Raw genomic sequence first — 16,683 nt, 5'->3', positions numbered from 1 at the left:
GCGTACCCATCAGCACGCCTGAAGGGCTGCTCGTGGGACGAGCCTTACCGGATCGGGGTCCTGGCGTACCCGGTCGGCGCCCGGCAGGTGGTGCCGGCGCTGGTGTGGGCCGTCGGTGCCGGCCTGTCGGCAGCGGCACTGATCCTCGCGGGCACCCGCTGGAGTTCGGCCCGGACGCACCATGGCCGCTGGGCGTGGCTACCCTGGCGGCGCTGGGCGTGGCTACGCGGGCGGAGCGCCGGCCTGTCTGTCCTGGCGGCAGGCGTCGTCGTAGCCATTTTCGGCATTCGGTAGCCCGGCCACCGGCATGGATGTGCACGAGGTCTCCGTGCAGATGCTTTCCATCGTCGATGGAACATCTGCCGGAGACCTCGCTATATCCGGATCACCAACACACCCTCGAAACACCAGCGCAGCGGCAACGATGCTTGCCTCCGGTGTCACCGACCGTGGTCATAGTCAGCCTGTCCGCTCGATCGCCGCCGCGATCCGCGCGCGCAGTTCGGATGCCGGTATGACCGCATCGACCGAGCCGACCCGCACCGCGCGTTCGATGCTGTGCACCCTGTCGAATTCTGCAGCCAGGGCGGACAGGTGCTCAGCTCGCACAGCGGTGCGCAGGTCAGCGAGTTCAGTCACCAGGTCGGCGCGTTTCTCCGCAACATCACTGGCGGCGATGCGCTGCTCGAGCCCGCGAATGCGTGGATCGTCGGTGGTGCGGGCGTCGACGGTACGGGCGAAAACGACCGCGGCGGCGGGGGCGCCGCCGATGACCGAGGCGAACGAGCCCTCGACGGCGAGCACGGTCATGTTCGGATTGAGCGCCTTGGAGAACACCACAAACGCACCGCCGTGGTAGCGGGAAATGACACAGAACACCACCTTGCCATCGAAGTTGACGATGGCGCGGCCGATTTCGGCGCCGTACTCAAGTTGCAGCCGCCGCAGAGACTCCGGCGATCCATCGAACCCGGACAGGTTCGCCAGCATTACCACCGGACGGTTGCCGCTGGCGGTGTTGATCGCTCGCGCCACCTTCTTCGACGACAACGGGAAAAGCGTTCCGGCGGTGAAGGATTCAGGTCCGTCCGCAGGTGGGAAGCCATGCCGTGCGACCGGACCGGACTCGATGCCGATCAGGCATACCGGCCAACCGTCGATGCGGGAGTCGGCCACGACCGCGGTCTCAGCCTCGGCCATGTCTGCCCAGCGTTCCACCAATGGGTGGTCCTGGTCCGAGACCGCCTGCAGCACCGCGCGAATCGCGAACGGCTTCTTGCGGTCCGGATTCGCGGTCGCGGAAAAGATGTCGCCGACGGTGATGAAGTCACTGTCGGGGTGGTGGTGCGGGGACGCGGTGACGTCTCGGGTAACCGGGTCGATGGTCGTCGCGCGGCGTGGGCCCCGCTCGCCCTGGATCACGTACGTGTGCGCGTAGTGGCTCAGCAGAATTTCCTGCGCCGCAGCCAGAGTCGGGACGAAGTACTGGGCCTGCCCGTTGGGTCCCATCACCCGGGCGTAGCCGCCGATCCCGAAGTTGTCCTCTGCCGAGACACCGCCGGAGAAATCGAGCGACTGCTTGCCGGTCAGCACCATCGCACCGGCGGGCGTCATCACCAGAATTCCCTTGGTGTGCATCAGCATCGTCGCCTCGGCGTTCCAGTACGGCTGAGCGCCGACGTTGATTCCGGCGACGACGATGTTGATCTCGCCGCCGTCCTGGGTGAACTGCACTATCCGGCGCAGCGCCCGGGCCACCCAGTCCATGTTCTCGGTGCCGGAGTCCATCGAGATCCGTGCGCCCGCCGATATCGCATACCACTCCACCGGCACGCGTTCCCGCTCAGCGAGGTCCAGTGCCGCGACAATCCGGGCACACTCGGGTTCAGCCAGCGCGCCCAACGCCCGGTGGGGATCCCCGAACAGCGCGACGCGGCGTACTCCCTCGGGATACAGCTTGGTTGGCGTGGACACCAACCCGACCACGATGCCCGCGCGGTTGCGCCCGCGCGGCCGGTCCACCTCGACGAGCGACTCCCCTTCGAGGTCGAATTCGGTGAACTCGCCTCCGGGGCCGCGCACAAGGTCGATCAGCTCGTAGGGATACACCGCACCGCGCCGGCGCACCCGCAGCACCTTCTGGTCGTAGTCGTTAAGTGGCGCAAGCGGTTCCACCGGCGGAGAGTCGACCGACACTTCGGTGCCACCGCTGAGGTCGTAGCAGAACCGGGTGACCTGGAATTCGTACGAGTCGTTGGGCTGGCGCACCCGCCCGTGCATCACCACGTCCTGGATGCCGGCCCGCACGATCTGCGGCGCGGTGGCGTGTAGCCAGTCCGCCAACTGCGCCGTGTCGACGTCGATGAACGGGCGAATATCGAGCCAGAGGTGGTTCAGATCCAGCCGGTCCCCTGCCGGGTCCAACTCACGGCGCGCCTTGGCGACCGCCTCGGCGCAGACGCTGAGGATGGTCTCCGCACCACGTACGGCGATGATCGCCCCGTCGGAGTCGCGAACCGGTTCGAAGCGTCGCAACTGCGCCATGGCGACCAGTCGCTGATCGGTCGGATTGTCCCTGGCTACGGCGTGGTACAGCAGCATGTCCGGCGGTGCGGGAAGCTGGTTCAGGTGGAAGTTGCGCAGCCGCCAGAGATGCAGCCGCCGCCCGATCAGCGGATGCACACCACGGATCACCGTGTCCTCCACCAGGCCCGTCGCGCGCCGCCGGAACGTGAAGTGTTCCAACGGCCCGCCGTCGAGAGGTGGCAACGCGACGCTGATACGGCGCGCATGCCGCGCCAGCCCGGCATGCCGCAGCGCGGCCAGCAGTTCGGCCGCCCGCTCCTCGACCGAGGCGGGCGCGTCCGGCCAGGCCAGCAGGAGGTCCGCCACCCGCACATGGTTGGCCGGTGCGGCGTCGAGCAAATCACGTAGCGTGCTCACCAATGTGCCAGAAGCGCCTTCGCGCAGGTCCGTCATCCGGCCTACGGTCGCGGCGCAGACGGTCGGCACGGCGTGGCGCGGGCGCAACTCAAGCCGGTAGTCGCAGACCACGAACGCCCGCCCGGCCACAGTGAGGGTGCGTACCGCGCCCAGCCGTTGCTCGCCGTAACGGCGGCGGCACAGCACCTCCAGCAATGGATCCACCGGGGCATAGGTGTCCTGGAACAGCCTTGCTACCACGATGCGGTCCAGTGATTCCGGAATGTCGGCGATGGCCGCGATTCGCCGGGCGCGCTCGGGGGATTCCGGCATGTCGGCGAGCGCCCGAAGCTCGTCGGGTACCCCGGCCAGCATCGCCGCCCGGGCGCCCTCCGCCTCCGGGTGCAGATACCAGCGGAACACCACGCTACGAGCCAGATCTGCCAGCAGGGGCGAGCGGCCGGCGACGACTCTGATCAGCCGATCCAACGCGGGGCGGATACCGTCCTCGACCGGGCGCGGCTCACCAAGCCACACCTTCAACAGCTCCTGCACTACCCGGGAGCTGTCAGCGAAGCGCCTGCAGGCCAGTACGATGCGATACAGCGCCTGCTCCAGCTCAGGCGAGCGATCGACTTCCGTGACTCCGTAGCGAGCCAGGACGCTGTGCAGCGTGTGCCGGAAGCCCGGTGACAGCGCGCCTCGGTTCACGTCCAGGCTTTGCAGGTAGGTGTGCAGCTGCTCGTGGCGGCTGCGGTGCGACGACTCCTCCGGCTCCGGGCTGGACAGTTCGACGATGTCGCAGAACGACTCGATCAGGGCGGCTTCGCCGGCCAAGGGCGCGCCGTGTTCGGCCACCAGGCCACTACGGTCGCGCAGGTAGAGCGACAGCGCCGAATGCACATCGTCCGCTCGATCGTAACCCAGTACCGCGCTGGACAATTCGTTCAGCGTCAGCTGCGCGCGGAGGGCCGCGGAGTCGTCGGCAGACAATAGCGGCAGCATCAGGTCGACCGGATCGTGTCGCACTGGGTCGGCGTCTTCCCCTACTGGATCCAGTTGTGCCAGTAGCGTTCCCGTGTCGACCTGGCTGCCGACTGAGACCAGCAGCTTGCGCACCCGGGCGCCGAACGGCGCGGGTAGCACGGTCTCCATCTTCATGCTCTCCAGCACGAGCACCGGAGCGCCGGCGGCAATCTCGGCGCCTTCTGGCACCGGTGTGGCCACGACCAGCGCGGGTGCGGGTGCCCGCACCGCACCGCCCTCGTCCCGGCTGACCCGGTGCGCGACGCCGTCGACCTCGACGACGTGCACCGTGCCGTGAACCGCGGTGATGATCCGGTAGCTACGGTCGCCGACTGTCAGCCGGCTCGAGTACCGGTCTTGCCGTTCGATATCGGCGTCGAACGAGACGTCGTCGATGCCGATCCGGTAGCGGTGCGCGCCGATGCGGGCAGCCGTAACCGGATAGCCGCGGCCTGCCAGTTTCACTTCGACGGCCCGGGCGGGTTCATCCAGAGTTTGCGGCCGTCCGCCGCGGCCGGTTTCCCACAGGCGGGTCCTGCGCGCCTGCTCCTCCTCGTCGTAGCTGGCGATGGCGGCGGCGGCCAGGGCGATGCCGACCTGCTGGATGGCACTCAGTCCACCCGCTGCCCGGACTCGATCCACCCAGCGGGTGTCGGCGGTGGCGTCGATGACCTCGGGGGCGTCCAGCAGCGCCATCAGCAAGCTCTTGTTGGTGGCGCCGCCCTCAATGACGACTGTGGTCTCGGCGACCGCGCGGCGTAGCCGGGCCAGTGCCTCGTCACGATCGCGACCGTAGGCAATGATCTTCGCGATCATCGAGTCGAAATCCGGTGGTATCTCGTCGCCTTCGACGATACCGGTGTCGATGCGCACGCCTGGTCCCCCAGGCCAGCGCAGCAGCTCAATACGGCCCGGCGCGGGCGCGAAGTCGCGGTCGGCGTCCTCGGCGTTGAGCCGCGCCTCGACGGCGTGCCCACGTTCGACCGGACGATCGCCGCGCAACGGCAGCCCGGCTGCCACCTCGATCTGTGCCTTCACCAGATCGATGCCGGTGGTCAGCTCGGTGACCGGGTGCTCGACCTGCAGTCGGGTGTTCACCTCGAGAAAGGCGAAGAGTTGCTCCTGCGGCTGGTACAGGAATTCGACAGTGCACGCGCCGCGGTAGCCGACGGCCAGAGCGAGCCGTTCGGCCGAATCCTTCACCGTCGCGATTTGTTCCTGGTTCAGCAGCGGTGAGGCTGATTCCTCGATGATCTTCTGGTTGCGCCGCTGCACGGTGCAGTCACGCACCCCCAGGGCCCAGGCGGTGCCGTGCGCGTCGGCAATCACCTGCACCTCGACGTGGCGGGCACCGGTGACCAGCCGCTCGAGGAACACCACCCCGTTGCCGAAGGCTCGCGTCGCCTCCTCGCTGGTGCGGGCGTAGGCATCGCGCAGTTCGTCGGGCGATCCGACGATGCGGATGCCACGGCCGCCGCCACCGGCGGTTGCCTTGAGCATCAACGGATATCCGATTCCGGCCGCCTGCGCCAGGGCGGCGTCAAGCGACTGGACGGGTCCCCGGCCCCACGCCGCGACCGGGATACCAACCTGCTCGGCCAGCAGCTTCGCACCGATCTTGTCGCCCAGTGCCCGCATCGCTTCCGCACTCGGGCCGATGAAGGTGACCCCGAGCCGGTCGCACAGTTCCACAAATGCGGGATCCTCGGCGACAAAACCCCAACCAGCCCAGGCGGCGTCGGCCCCGGTATCGGTCAGCGCCCGCTCCAGCACCGCCAGGTCCAGGTACGGACGTGCCGAGGCGGGACCAAGGCAGTATCGCTGGTCGGCCTCGCGCACGAAACCGGCGTGCCGTTCACCATCGGTGTACAGCGCAATGGTCTGGATCGGTTCGCGGTCGCGGTGTTCGGCATTGCACTCGCGGACCGCGTGGATCAGGCGGCGAGCCGCCTCACCACGGTTGACGATGGCGATACGGGTGAACACGCCAGTCACTCCTCAGCGGAAATCGTCGACAAGACGGGTTCGATCCGGCTATCGACGCAGCAGCAGAGCCGCGCCGAGACTTACCAACCCGACGGTCAGCCTGGAAATTATGATCAGCAACGGCAGTCCGGCGACGCGACGGGTCGACTTGGACAATGCCGGGCGCCGGTACGAACGGGGGCTTGGTTGCAGTCTCGACGGACATGAGGCTGCGTTCTTTACGGTCGGGCAATGAGATCGGTGCGAGCTTTGGATCGGGACCGCTGGATGGCGTGGACGGCGCGCAGCACGACATTGTCGCCCACCACCCGCAGCCGAGCGGCATCGAGCACGCTCATCCGGCTCACCATCCGCGAGGTTCTGACGAACTCGTTGGCGCGGCCCGTGCGGCGCTGCTCGTACTCGCGAAGCGCCGCGACGGGATCGGCCGCCGCTTTGAGGATGCCGGCCAGACAGACGGCGTCCTCGACGGCCTGCCCCGCGCTCTGCGCCATGTCGGGCGTCATCGGGTGCGCGGCGTCACCGAGCAGACTGGCGCGTTCGAATCCCCAGTGCTGCAGGGGATCCCGGTCGACGACGTCGTTGCGCAGGATGGCATCGGGCTCGGTGGCGGCGATCATCCGCTGGATGTGGGCGGGCCAGCCGCGATACGTCTTCAGGACCGCGGCCTGGCGTCCGGCTGGCGGCTCGGGCATGCAGGGAGGCGACTTCAGCATCGCGAGCCAGTACAGGCGTTGACCGGTCACGTGATAGTGCAGGATCCGCGCACCCGGACCCCAGTAGGTCCGCATCTCGCTGACGGGGATCTGCGGATCGGTGTAGTCGGTGATGCCGTGCCAGGCCGCCATTCCGGAATACCGGGGCTTAGTCGGGCCGTGCAACTGCCGGCGGACCATCGATGCGATGCCGTCCGCGCCGATCAGCAGATCACCGCGCTCCACGCTGCCGTCGGCGAGACGGGCCACCACACGCTGGGTGTTCTGCTCGAAGCCGATCAGCTCCGAGTTCAGCCTCAGCACATCCGGACCGAGGGTCTGCAGCAGCAGGCGGTGTAGATCAGGGTGGCTCATTCCTACCGACGGCGCGCCGAACTCATCACTCAGCGCTGCCAGGTCGAACGAACCCAGCCGACGGCCCCGCCAGTCGAGGTTGCGGTGCGCGGTGACCTCTGTGCCGATCTCAGCCACCTGATCGGCGAGGTCGATGTGCTGCAGGGCGCGGATGGCGTTGCTCCACAGGTGGACTCCCACGCCCTTGGCGAGCTCGTCGGCACCTGCCCTCTCGATGACGACGACATCGATTCCGATGCGGCGCAGGGCGATAGCGGTGGTCAGCCCGCCGATACCGGCGCCGACGATGACGACCCTGCGAGTACTCATTGCGCCGCATCCAATTCCACGCCGCCGCGCAGGCGGTGCAGCGGTGAGCGGATGATCATCGAGGGAAACAGGTTACTCGCGCGGTCTGCGAGGGCGGGCATGATCAGCTCCTGATCGACTGGGTGGGCCGATGGAATTCACGGAAGGTGTCGGCAACTCGGGCAGAATCCTCGATGTGCAGGCCGTGCCCGACGCCGTCGAGGCGGATGTGGCGGACGTCGGCGAGCAGCTTGGTCGCCCGCCGGACGTCGTTGTCGGACATGAACCCGCCACAGGCGGGGTCGGCCTGTATCAGCAGGGTCGGGCAGCGTACCCGCGCCAGCAGTTCATCCGGGTGGTAGTCGCGGGTCATGCGCCTGTCGTGATACTGGTTGAGCACCTCGGTATCGAACTGGTGCAACGATGTCGCCAGCGATCGCAAGGCCAGCGGCAGCCCGGCCAGCCAGGCCGTCCGCACCTCATGCGGGATGTCGTCCGGATAGATGCCGGAGTCAGCGATGACCAGCGACCGCACCAGGTCCGCTCGGCGGGCGGCGACGGTCAGCGCGATCCAGCCGCCCAGCGAATGCCCGAACAGGTGCACCGGTGCGCCGACCACTTTGTCGGCGAAGTCGATGATGTCGGCGGCGAAGCCGTCGATGCCGTAGTCGGGTGCCCGGTCCGAAACGCCGTGGCCGCGCAGGTCGGGGGCGTACTGGTGGTAGCCGTCCTGGAGGGCGAGCATCAGCGGCCGGTACACCTGCCAGCGGGCTGCGGCACCGTGCACCAGTAGCAGTGGCGGGCCGCTACCCGGCAGGATGCCGTAACCCATTCGCCGGCCACCGATCTCGACCTCGCGGGTAAGCGGTCGCGCCCTACCGGTCAACGCACCGGCCCAAGGACGAGACCGATGTGAGTGCCACCTAGCGAGCTGCTCACAACCAGTGCCGGACCATCCATCTCACCGGCGGTCGCCACGGCCAACGCCAGCGGGGCGCCGGCACCGATCGGCTCGCCGAACAACCGTTTCGGCGCGAACCTCGGCGGTGCGGCAGAACCCTCGAAAAGCCGTGCCAGAGCCAGGTCTTCGGGATCGTCTACGTCCGGCAGACCGACCGTGTTGGTCCACACGGCGGCGACGTCTGACGGTCGCAGCCCGGCCCGCTCCAACGCATCCCGCAGCGCTCGCTCGACGCCGTGCCCGTCGCGATCCCAACGGCCGACCCCCCTACCGTCCGACGCGATTCCGTAGCCGAGCAGTTCGGCTCGCGGACTCGCGCCACGGGCAGCTGCCACACCCGCCCGCTCAAGCAGCACGGCGATACCGGCCTCGGCCAGGCCGAATCCGTCGGTGGTGAGTGGCCCGATCTCGCCGTAGGCGTCGATCACGGTGTCGGTGAGGGTATCCGCGGCGATCGCCAGCATGCCGTCGGCCTCGTCGCGGGACAGAATGTCGAAGGCATAGGCCAACGCGCCCGCACCGGCCGCGTGCCCGGTGGTGACTGTGGTGGTCGGGCCGACCGCGCCGACGTGCATGCTCACCTGCCCGGTCGCGGCGTTGTAGACAGTGTTCGGGAACAGGGCAGGGTTGGCCGCGCGGGGGCCGCTTTCGAACAGCGGGCGTGCGAATGCCTCGATGGTGTCCATCGGGCCGATTCCGGTGCCCAGGACGGTGCCGACACGGGTCCGGTTGCCGTCATCCAGGGTGAGGCCCGCGTCCTGTAGGGCCAACCGAGCTGCGACGACGCTGAAGATTCCGAGCCGGTCCATCCGACGACGCGCCTTGGTCGTCAGGTACTCACCGACGTCGAGCGGGACACGACCGACTCGGGCGCCGGACTCGTCGGTGGTGCATCGGCGGTCGTTCGCGAAGGCTTCGCGCAGCACCTCGGTGCCCACTCCAGCCGAGGAGAGGACGCCGACTCCGGTGATCACGACGCGGTCGGTGGTCGGGGTAGCGGGCGGGGACGCGTCGCGGGTCAGCACCAGGGAGGCGTTGGCACCACCAAAGGCGAAGTTGTTCGACATGGCGACGCCGATGTCGAGACGGCGGGCGACATTCGGCGTGTAGTCCAGATCGCAGTCCGGATCACCGGCGGTGAAGCTCGCGGTGGGTGGGGCCAGTTGTTCCTCGATCGCCTTCACGGTCACGATCGCCTCGACCGCCCCTGCCGCGCCCAGCAGGTGACCGATCATCGATTTGGTGCTGCTGACCGCTACCGACCGGCTGGCATCGCCGAGACCGACCTTCATCGCCATGGTTTCGGCCGGGTCGTTCTTAGCGGTGCCGGTGCCATGGCTGTTGACGTAGACCACGTCCTCGGCCGCGCGGCCCGCAGACCGTAGCGCGGCCTGGATGGCCCGCGCGGCGCCGGTGCCGTCCGGACGAGGCGCGGTGGCGTGATAGCCGTCGGCCGAGAGCCCGAGCCCGGCCACCTCGGCCAGGATCGGACGGCCCAGTTCGCGGGCCAGGTCGGCGCGCACCAGCACCAGCATGCCGCTGCCCTCACCTAGCGACAGCCCTTGCCGGTCTTTGGAGTACGGCGCCGCGGGCACGGGGGACAGCGACTCCAGCGAGTTGAATCCGGCGACCAGCACATCCGACAGCGCGTCGGTGCCGCCGGCGAGCACGGCGTCGGCGCGGCCGGAGCGGATCAGATCGGCGGCGTAGCCGATGGCGTTCGCGCCCGCCGCGCAGGCGGTGTTCACCGACAGCACCGGACCGCACACGCCGAACGCGCCGGCCAGTGCCTCCGCGATGGCCTGCGGTGGGGTGAACAGCAGCACCCGCGGATCGACGGGCTCGCCGTGCTCGCGAGCCAAGTACCAGTGCCGGGCGCTGAGCAGTCCGGCGTTGCAGGTGCCGAGCACCACGCCCCAACGCTCGGCCGGGACAGCGTCGTTGCCCAGTCCTACCGACCCCATCGCCTCCTCGGCCGCGATGAGCGCGAAATCCAGTGCGCGGTCGTTGAATCCGGTCGGATAACCCACGTCGTGCTTAGGGGAGTGGCCGGCCACGACCTCACCGGCCAAGCGGGTGCGGTACCCGTCCATCGACATGTGCTCGACCGGACGGATCGCGACCTGGCCCTGGCTGGCGCCGAGCCACAGATCCTCGGCGGTCGGTCCTTGGGAGGTGATGGCGCCGACGCCGACGACGACGACGCGGCCCTGGCTGGGGGTGTTCATCACTGCGGTGTCCTTCCTGTGTGTGTCCGGAGGACGAGTGCGACATGCTGGCCGGCGAACCCGCGGGTCAGTGCAAGGGCGTAGCCCACTGACTGCTCGCGGGCCACATCGACGACCCAGTTCGGTCCTGCGCACGCGGGGTCCGGGTCGGTCATGTTGAGCAATGGCGGTACCACGCCGTGCCGAGTGGCCAATGCGGCGACCGCGATGTTGAGCGCGCCCGCGCCAGCGACCAGATACCCGGTCGCCGCCGTGACCGCGGTCGCCGACAGTCGCGGCAACGCGTCGCCGAGGACCGAACGCAGTGCCGCGATCTCGGCAATATCACCTGACGGTGAGGCGGCGCCCTCGGTGACGACCAAGCTGAGTGCGTCCGGCTCGATACCGGCTTCGGCGAGCGCCGATTCGATAGCCCCGACCACTCCCGCGGTGCCCTCCGCACCGAAACCGCGCCCAAATCCGGCGATCTCGGCGTACACCGAGGCACCACGGCTGGCGGCGGATTCGGCGTCCTCGAGTACCAAGAATGCGGCGCCCTCACCCGGCACGAATCCGTCTCGGTTGCGGTCGTAGGGCCGTGTCGCGCCCGCGCCCAGATCGTTTCGGGTGGTGAGCACACCCATCGGGTCCAGCTTCGTCATGCTCCACCAGGAGGTGGGATCGTCGAAGCCGCCGGCGACGGCCACGGCCGCTTCACCGCGCAGCACGGCCCGGTAGGCCCGACCGATCGCGGTGGCGCCGGCCTCGCCGGTGCCAGCGAAATACGTGTTGGTGCCGCGCAATCCGTGCGCCTGCGAGATATAGAACAGCGCCGCCGCCTGCAGGCCCTCGACGTAGAACAGTGGATAGAACCGTGCCGCGCCCTCGGCGCCCATCCGCGCCAGGTCGGCGGTGCCGTCCGGGTTGCGAGCCAGCAGCACCGCGTCGAGCACCTTGGCCGGTTCGGAGATCTCCTTGTTGCCGCCGAGAAACAACCCCGTGCGATCCGGATCGTCGATAGTCACCGCGGCGTCGGCGAGCGCCAAAGCCGCACCGGCAACGCCGAACTGGTCGTTGCGTGTCATGTTCCGCAACACCCGCCGATTCACCGCGAACGGTGCCGGATCGAAGTCGATGACCTCGGCCCCGAGCCGCGACTGTAGGGAGCTCGCGTCAAAACCGCGCAGGGCCCCGACCGCACTCTTACCGTCCAGCAACGCATGCCACGTCTGTGCTGTGCCGACACCGAGCCCGGTGACCAGTCCGACGCCGGTCACGACCACCCGCTTCATCGCGCGCCGCCGACGTCGCTCCGCGAAAGAACAAGACGAGCAACGGTTGTCACCCGCTTGCCGTCCACCAGCACGCGTGCCGAGCAGGCGCCGAGTTCGATCAGATCCACCCTCAATTCCATGCGGTCGCCCGGCCGCACGAAGTGGCGATAGCGCACGCTGTGGGCTGCGGCCAACTGCCAGGTGCCATCGAAGGTCTCGGTCATCAGCAACCCGGCCAACTCGGCCAGGGACCCGAGGATCAGCACGCCCGGTAGTACCGGAAAAAGCGGGAAGTGGCTGTCGAAGATGTCGAGGGTGCTGGGCACATTACGCACAGCCGTCGCGGCACGGCCCGGCTCGAGGGTGACGATCCGGTCCAATCCGACCAGCTTCGGAGCTGGTGCCGTGATGGCGATCATGGGGTGTCCCTCCGCAGGATCAGGCAGGCGTTGGTACCGCCGAACGCGAAAGCGTTGACCATGACGGCATCGGTTTCCACCGGTTTGGCGACGTCGGCGACATAGTCGAGGTTCAGCGCGGGATCCGGGCGGTCGAGGTTGATGGTCGGCGGCGCGTATCCGGTGCGCAGCACGCCCAACGCCCCCAGCAGGCCCGCGGCGGCGGCTGCCGCGGTGATGTGGCCGATCATGGATTTCACCGAGCTGATGGCGACCCGGTCGGCGTGCTCGCCGAACACGTCCTTGATTGCCCTCGTCTCACAGATGTCGTTGCCGGGTGTCGAAGTGCCGTGCGCGGCGATGTATCCGATGTCGGACGGTTGCAGCCCTGCGTCGTCGAGCGCGTGTGCCATCGCAAGGCTGACGCCGCCGCCGTCCGGTGGTGGATCGGTCATCCGGTAGGCGTTCATCGTGGCCGCGTATCCGACGATCTCGGCGTGTACGTGGGCACCGCGTTGCCGCGCGGATTCCAGATCCTCAAGCACGAACATCACCGCGCCCTCGCCGAGCACGAAGCCCGACCGATCGGCGCTGAACGGTCGCGACGCCCGCTCGGGCTCGTCGGCGTGCTCGGTGGTGAGTGCACCGAGCAGCGAGAAACCGAGCACATCCAGCCAGGAGATGAGCGAGTCGTATCCCCCAGCCACCATCATCCGGGCCTCCCCCTCCTGGATCAGCCGGTAGGCCTCGCCGAGGGCGTGACCGGAGGCGGTACAGGCGGTCGAGACTCCGACCATGGGTCCGGCACACCCACCAGCCCGGGCGATGGCGGCGGCCGGGGTGTTCTGATCGCGTTCGAGCACATGCTCGACTGGCTGCCGGTACAGCGGCAGCGACTCCCGTAGTCGGTGAAAGATCTCCGCCATCTCGGCCAGCGACGGCCGTCCGGCGGTGGCGCCGACGCTCACGCCGCGCTCGCCCGGCCGGTAATCGCCTCCGTCCGACAGTCCCGCATCGGCGAGGGCTTCCAGGGCGGCGGCGACTCCGAAGGCGCCCGGGCGCGACAGGTTGCGCCGGAGCGCGGCGTCCGGGATAGCGACTTCCGCATCGAAGTTTTTCACCATGCCGGCGATCCGGACGGCGAAGGTCGACACGTCGAAGGAGGTGATGGGACCGACGCCGGATCGCCCGGCTCGCAGAGCACTCCAGGTGGCGTCGGCGTCGTTACCGACCGGCGTCACCGCGCCAATACCGGTAATGGCTACGCGTCTCATGCCCGCACCAGCCCTTCGAGCAGACGGCCGCTGTGCGCGTCGTCCTGCAGATCGCCCGCGTCGATAAGGGCGCACATGATGTCGGTGGCGCGCATCAGCACGCTGCCGTCGATCTGCGCCGTGCCCGAGAACACGGCCATCTCGTCCGACATCGACTCCACGGTGCCCTCGAGAACCACCACGTCGCCCGGCCGGGCGACGCCGCTGAACTCGACGCCGCCGATCTGCAGCAGCGCGGCCCGTTTGCGACGCTCGGTGGACAGCATGATCAGCCACGTGCCGGCCTGGCACAGCGCCTCGAGTACGAGCGCGGATTCGAGGACCGGTCCGTCCGCGGACTCGCGCAGGCCCGACTCCGCGGCCGAGACGAGTTTGCGGCCGCGAACACGGTTGTGCGGCTCGTACTCGTCGATCCGGTCGATCAGGTGGAATCGCACGGCACTCAGGCGGTTACGGCCGCGCGGGACTCGACCAGCGTGACCAAGCCGAGCTCGTCGGGCAGGGCCGCCGCGTCCTCGGCGACGGCGGTGCGGACCTGGCGGAACAGGGTGTCGTTCATTACGACGTTCCTTCTCTCCAATTGGGCGATCAGAATCGGCGGCGGGCCTTACCACTCGGGACGGCCGAGGCCGAGCTGAGCGCTGGCGCCGCCGTCTACGGCGATCGTGGCGCCGGTGGTGTAGGCCGAATCGGGGCTGGCCAGGTGGACGACCATGGCGGCGATGTGCTCGAGCCGGGCGAAGTCGCGCATCGGGATCTGCTTCTTGATGCCCTTGCCGCCCTTGTCGACCAGTTCCGCCACGAGATCGGTCGGGGTGAAGCCGGGCAGCACCGCGTTGACGCGGATGCCGAAGCGGGCCAATTCGACTGCGGCGCATCGGGTGAACGCGTTGACCGCACCCTTGGACGCGGAGTAGTTGGCCTGCCCCGTCCAGCCGCGCTCGCCCATCACCGAGGAGATGTTGACGATCGCGCCCTCCCGCTGAACCATGAAGTGGTCCAGCACCGCCTTGGTGCCGTTGAAGACGCCGCCAAAGTTGACGTCCATCACCGATCGCCAGTCGTCGGCCGTCATGTGGTAAATGAGCTTGTCGTGGGCTATGCCGGCGTTGTTCACCAATATGTGCAGGCCGCCCAGTTCCGAAACCGCCTGTGTGGCCATCGCTTTGGCTGCGTTCGGGTCCGCGACGTCGCCGCCGATGGCGATCGCTCGCCGCCCGCTCGACTCGATCTCGGCGACGAGATCCTTGGCCGCGGCCTCACTCGAGCGGTAGTTCACGGCCACGTCGGCCCCCTCGGCGGCCAAGGCGAGCGAAATCGCGCGGCCGATACCGCGGGCACCGCCGGTGACGAGCGCCACCTTGCCGCCCAGGTTCATCGCGTGCGCACCATGCGGTCACGGGTACGGATGCCGAAGGCGAGCAGGCTCCCGACCGGCCGCGGCAGTTCGGATTTCGGGACCATGCCCAATTCGCGGCCCACACCGAGTTGGTCGGCCTCCTGCCAGCCTTCGATGATCTTGCCATCCTTCATCCGCACCATGCTCATGGCGTGCAGGGTCACGACGCGGTTCGTGGCGGGCAGGCCGTTGAAGATCCCCGCGTGGGTTCCGGTGGCGCTCCACACGACCGCCACCAGGTCGTGCTCGGCCACGAGATGCTGCAGGTCCATCACGAAGTCGGGGATGCCGGTACGGATGTCATTCATCGCCGCACGCAGACCCTCGCGGCCCTTCGGGTACTTGCCGTCGCGGACCATGTCGTGGAAGACCACGTTCTCGTCGACAACCTCTTCGGCCACGCTCCAGTCGCCCTCGTTCCATGCCTTCTGGAGGTAGTGCTTAATGATTGCCTTGTTTTTTTCCGCTTCATCTGACGGCATGCGACAACTCCATATCGAGTGCGGAATGACTGCGGGCGTCCAGTGCGAGCAAAGAGGGGGTGATCCGGGCACCGATCGTGCGCAGGATCAGGTGGTTCATTTGCGGGCCGAACGGTCCGCGCCACCCGGTGGCCTCACCGATGCGCCGCGAGGCGAGCGCCAGCGGCACAGTCACCGCACGGCGGGCCCGCTCGTAGTCGCGGAGCGCGGCAATGGGGGCGCCGCGCCGGGACAGATGGTGGGCCAGCGTGACCCCGTCGGTGAGCGAGGTGCCGGCGCCCTGGCCCAGATCGAAGGTCATGGCGTGGGCAGCGTCGCCGAGCAGGGTGATCCGGCCGCGGCCCCACCGCCTCAAGGGTGGGCGGTCGACGGTGTCACGGCGGTGCACGGACTCCGGCGCAGTCGCTGCGAGCAGGTCGCCGACGACCGGATGCCAGCCACGGTAGGCCGTTTCGAGCGCGCGAAGCTCTCCGAGGTGGTCGCCGTCCGAGCCCGCGGGAGCGTTGCGGGTGCACCACCAGTTGACCCGTCCGTCACCGAGATGGAAGAACGCGAACCGGGCCGCGTTGCCGTGCATAATCCGGAAAACGTGTTTGGGCGCGCCGCAATCGGTCTCGGCGATCCCGGACCAGTGCGCGTAGCCAGGGTGCCGGGCCGGGCTCAGGCCGTGTAGGTGCGCGCGGACCCTCGAATGCAGCCCGTCGGCGCCGATCAGCACCGGGCCGGTTTCGACCCGGCCGTTGGTGAAGATCGCATCGACACCGGCAGCGGTCTCGCGGAACTCCCGCAGCGTCGAGTTCAACTGCAAGGCTTCGGATCCGAGCTCGGCGTGCAGGATGTCGACCACGTCGGCCCGGCGGATCGCCAGCGGGCGAAGGCCCGGCTCGACGGAGCGCGAGTCCATGTCGACGCGGTACAGCAGGCGGCCGCGTTCGTCGCACATCTCGAACCGGTCCACCCGATGGCCCGCCGCGCGCACCTTGTCGGCCACGCCGAGTCGCCGCAGTGAACGCATACCCGCGTACCAGAGCACATAGCAGCCGCCGTAGCGGGTGCCGCGTTGACTGCGTGCCTCGTAGACGACGGCGTCGAGGCCGGCCTGCCGCAGCGCGAGTCCGGCTGCGGCGCCGCCGATACCGCCACCGATAATGAGAATGGGTTTTTTGGACGTGAGCATGTGCCCCCCGGAGAATTCACCGGGCCATCGGAATTGCATGGCACGGCAGAAATGTTGGCGCCTGCTGCGCCGTTCACCTTGCCCGCAGTGAGTATCGCAGCGAATCCAGGTTTCTGCACTTGTTGGTCGCGTTCATTGCGACCCCACGAACACGACCCAGCTCGGCAAGAAAGGACACCACGTTGACTGGATAGGGCCCGGGTTGACGCGGCGTTCGTT

11 protein-coding genes are annotated in these 16,683 nt (G+C 68.4%); all 11 read right to left on the bottom strand.

Going from position 1 to position 16,683, the window contains the following annotated elements; genetic code table 11:
* Window positions 1-459 precede the first annotated feature (459 nt).
* Window positions 460-5,934 (bottom strand): biotin carboxylase N-terminal domain-containing protein, encoded by a 5,475-nt coding sequence (locus tag ACFYPM_RS20255; RefSeq protein WP_387198967.1) that lies wholly within the window; start codon window positions 5,932-5,934, stop codon window positions 460-462.
* 218 nt (window positions 5,935-6,152) lie between these two features.
* Window positions 6,153-7,313: an FAD-dependent oxidoreductase gene (locus ACFYPM_RS20250; protein WP_387198964.1), complete on the bottom strand. Its 1,161-nt coding sequence runs from the start codon at window positions 7,311-7,313 to the stop codon at window positions 6,153-6,155.
* Window positions 7,314-7,416: 103 nt separating this feature from the next.
* On the bottom strand, window positions 7,417-8,124 hold the full coding sequence (locus ACFYPM_RS20245) for an alpha/beta fold hydrolase (protein WP_387198961.1): 708 nt from the start codon (window positions 8,122-8,124) through the stop codon (window positions 7,417-7,419).
* A 50-nt stretch (window positions 8,125-8,174) separates the two neighbouring features.
* On the bottom strand, window positions 8,175-10,481 hold the full coding sequence (locus ACFYPM_RS20240) for a beta-ketoacyl synthase N-terminal-like domain-containing protein (RefSeq protein WP_387198958.1): 2,307 nt from the start codon (window positions 10,479-10,481) through the stop codon (window positions 8,175-8,177).
* On the bottom strand, window positions 10,481-11,752 hold the full coding sequence (locus ACFYPM_RS20235) for a beta-ketoacyl-[acyl-carrier-protein] synthase family protein (RefSeq protein WP_387198956.1): 1,272 nt from the start codon (window positions 11,750-11,752) through the stop codon (window positions 10,481-10,483). Before ACFYPM_RS20235 ends, ACFYPM_RS20240 begins: the two co-directional genes overlap by 1 nt.
* On the bottom strand, window positions 11,749-12,153 hold the full coding sequence (locus tag ACFYPM_RS20230) for a 3-hydroxyacyl-ACP dehydratase FabZ family protein (protein WP_387198953.1): 405 nt from the start codon (window positions 12,151-12,153) through the stop codon (window positions 11,749-11,751). The genes ACFYPM_RS20235 and ACFYPM_RS20230 overlap by 4 nt, the downstream gene beginning before the upstream one ends.
* Entirely contained in the window at window positions 12,150-13,406 is a 1,257-nt protein-coding gene (locus ACFYPM_RS20225; RefSeq protein WP_387198950.1) for a beta-ketoacyl-[acyl-carrier-protein] synthase family protein, read from the bottom strand. The genes ACFYPM_RS20230 and ACFYPM_RS20225 overlap by 4 nt, the downstream gene beginning before the upstream one ends.
* Window positions 13,403-13,843, bottom strand: a complete 441-nt coding sequence (locus ACFYPM_RS20220) for a hypothetical protein (RefSeq protein WP_387198947.1) — start codon at window positions 13,841-13,843, stop codon at window positions 13,403-13,405. The genes ACFYPM_RS20225 and ACFYPM_RS20220 overlap by 4 nt, the downstream gene beginning before the upstream one ends.
* 170 nt (window positions 13,844-14,013) lie before the next feature.
* The gene (locus tag ACFYPM_RS20215) at window positions 14,014-14,784 is read right to left on the bottom strand and encodes a 3-oxoacyl-ACP reductase family protein (protein WP_387198943.1); all 771 of its coding nucleotides are present in this window, start codon (window positions 14,782-14,784) and stop codon (window positions 14,014-14,016) included.
* Entirely contained in the window at window positions 14,781-15,287 is a 507-nt protein-coding gene (locus ACFYPM_RS20210; RefSeq protein ID WP_357252461.1) for an ester cyclase, read from the bottom strand. The genes ACFYPM_RS20215 and ACFYPM_RS20210 overlap by 4 nt, the downstream gene beginning before the upstream one ends.
* On the bottom strand, window positions 15,274-16,464 hold the full coding sequence (locus ACFYPM_RS20205) for an FAD-dependent oxidoreductase (RefSeq protein ID WP_387198939.1): 1,191 nt from the start codon (window positions 16,462-16,464) through the stop codon (window positions 15,274-15,276). Before ACFYPM_RS20205 ends, ACFYPM_RS20210 begins: the two co-directional genes overlap by 14 nt.
* Window positions 16,465-16,683 lie beyond the last annotated feature (219 nt).

Source organism: Micromonospora sp. NPDC005203, assembly GCF_042872705.1.
In the GTDB taxonomy this organism is placed as follows: domain Bacteria; phylum Actinomycetota; class Actinomycetes; order Mycobacteriales; family Micromonosporaceae; genus Micromonospora.
Note: the sequence above shows the minus strand (reverse complement) of the source record. Positions and strands in the feature narration are given on the sequence as shown.

Coding starts and splice junctions, on each gene's coding strand:
- ACFYPM_RS20240 (WP_387198958.1), bottom strand. CDS start 10,481: ATGAACACCCCCAGCCAGGGCCGCGTCGTCGTCGTCGGCGTCGGCGCC.
- ACFYPM_RS20230 (WP_387198953.1), bottom strand. CDS start 12,153: ATGATCGCCATCACGGCACCAGCTCCGAAGCTGGTCGGATTGGACCGG.
- ACFYPM_RS20210 (WP_357252461.1), bottom strand. CDS start 15,287: ATGCCGTCAGATGAAGCGGAAAAAAACAAGGCAATCATTAAGCACTAC.
- ACFYPM_RS20215 (WP_387198943.1), bottom strand. CDS start 14,784: ATGAACCTGGGCGGCAAGGTGGCGCTCGTCACCGGCGGTGCCCGCGGT.
- ACFYPM_RS20205 (WP_387198939.1), bottom strand. CDS start 16,464: ATGCTCACGTCCAAAAAACCCATTCTCATTATCGGTGGCGGTATCGGC.
- ACFYPM_RS20225 (WP_387198950.1), bottom strand. CDS start 13,406: ATGAGACGCGTAGCCATTACCGGTATTGGCGCGGTGACGCCGGTCGGT.
- ACFYPM_RS20235 (WP_387198956.1), bottom strand. CDS start 11,752: ATGAAGCGGGTGGTCGTGACCGGCGTCGGACTGGTCACCGGGCTCGGT.
- ACFYPM_RS20250 (WP_387198964.1), bottom strand. CDS start 7,313: ATGAGTACTCGCAGGGTCGTCATCGTCGGCGCCGGTATCGGCGGGCTG.
- ACFYPM_RS20245 (WP_387198961.1), bottom strand. CDS start 8,124: ATGGGTTACGGCATCCTGCCGGGTAGCGGCCCGCCACTGCTACTGGTG.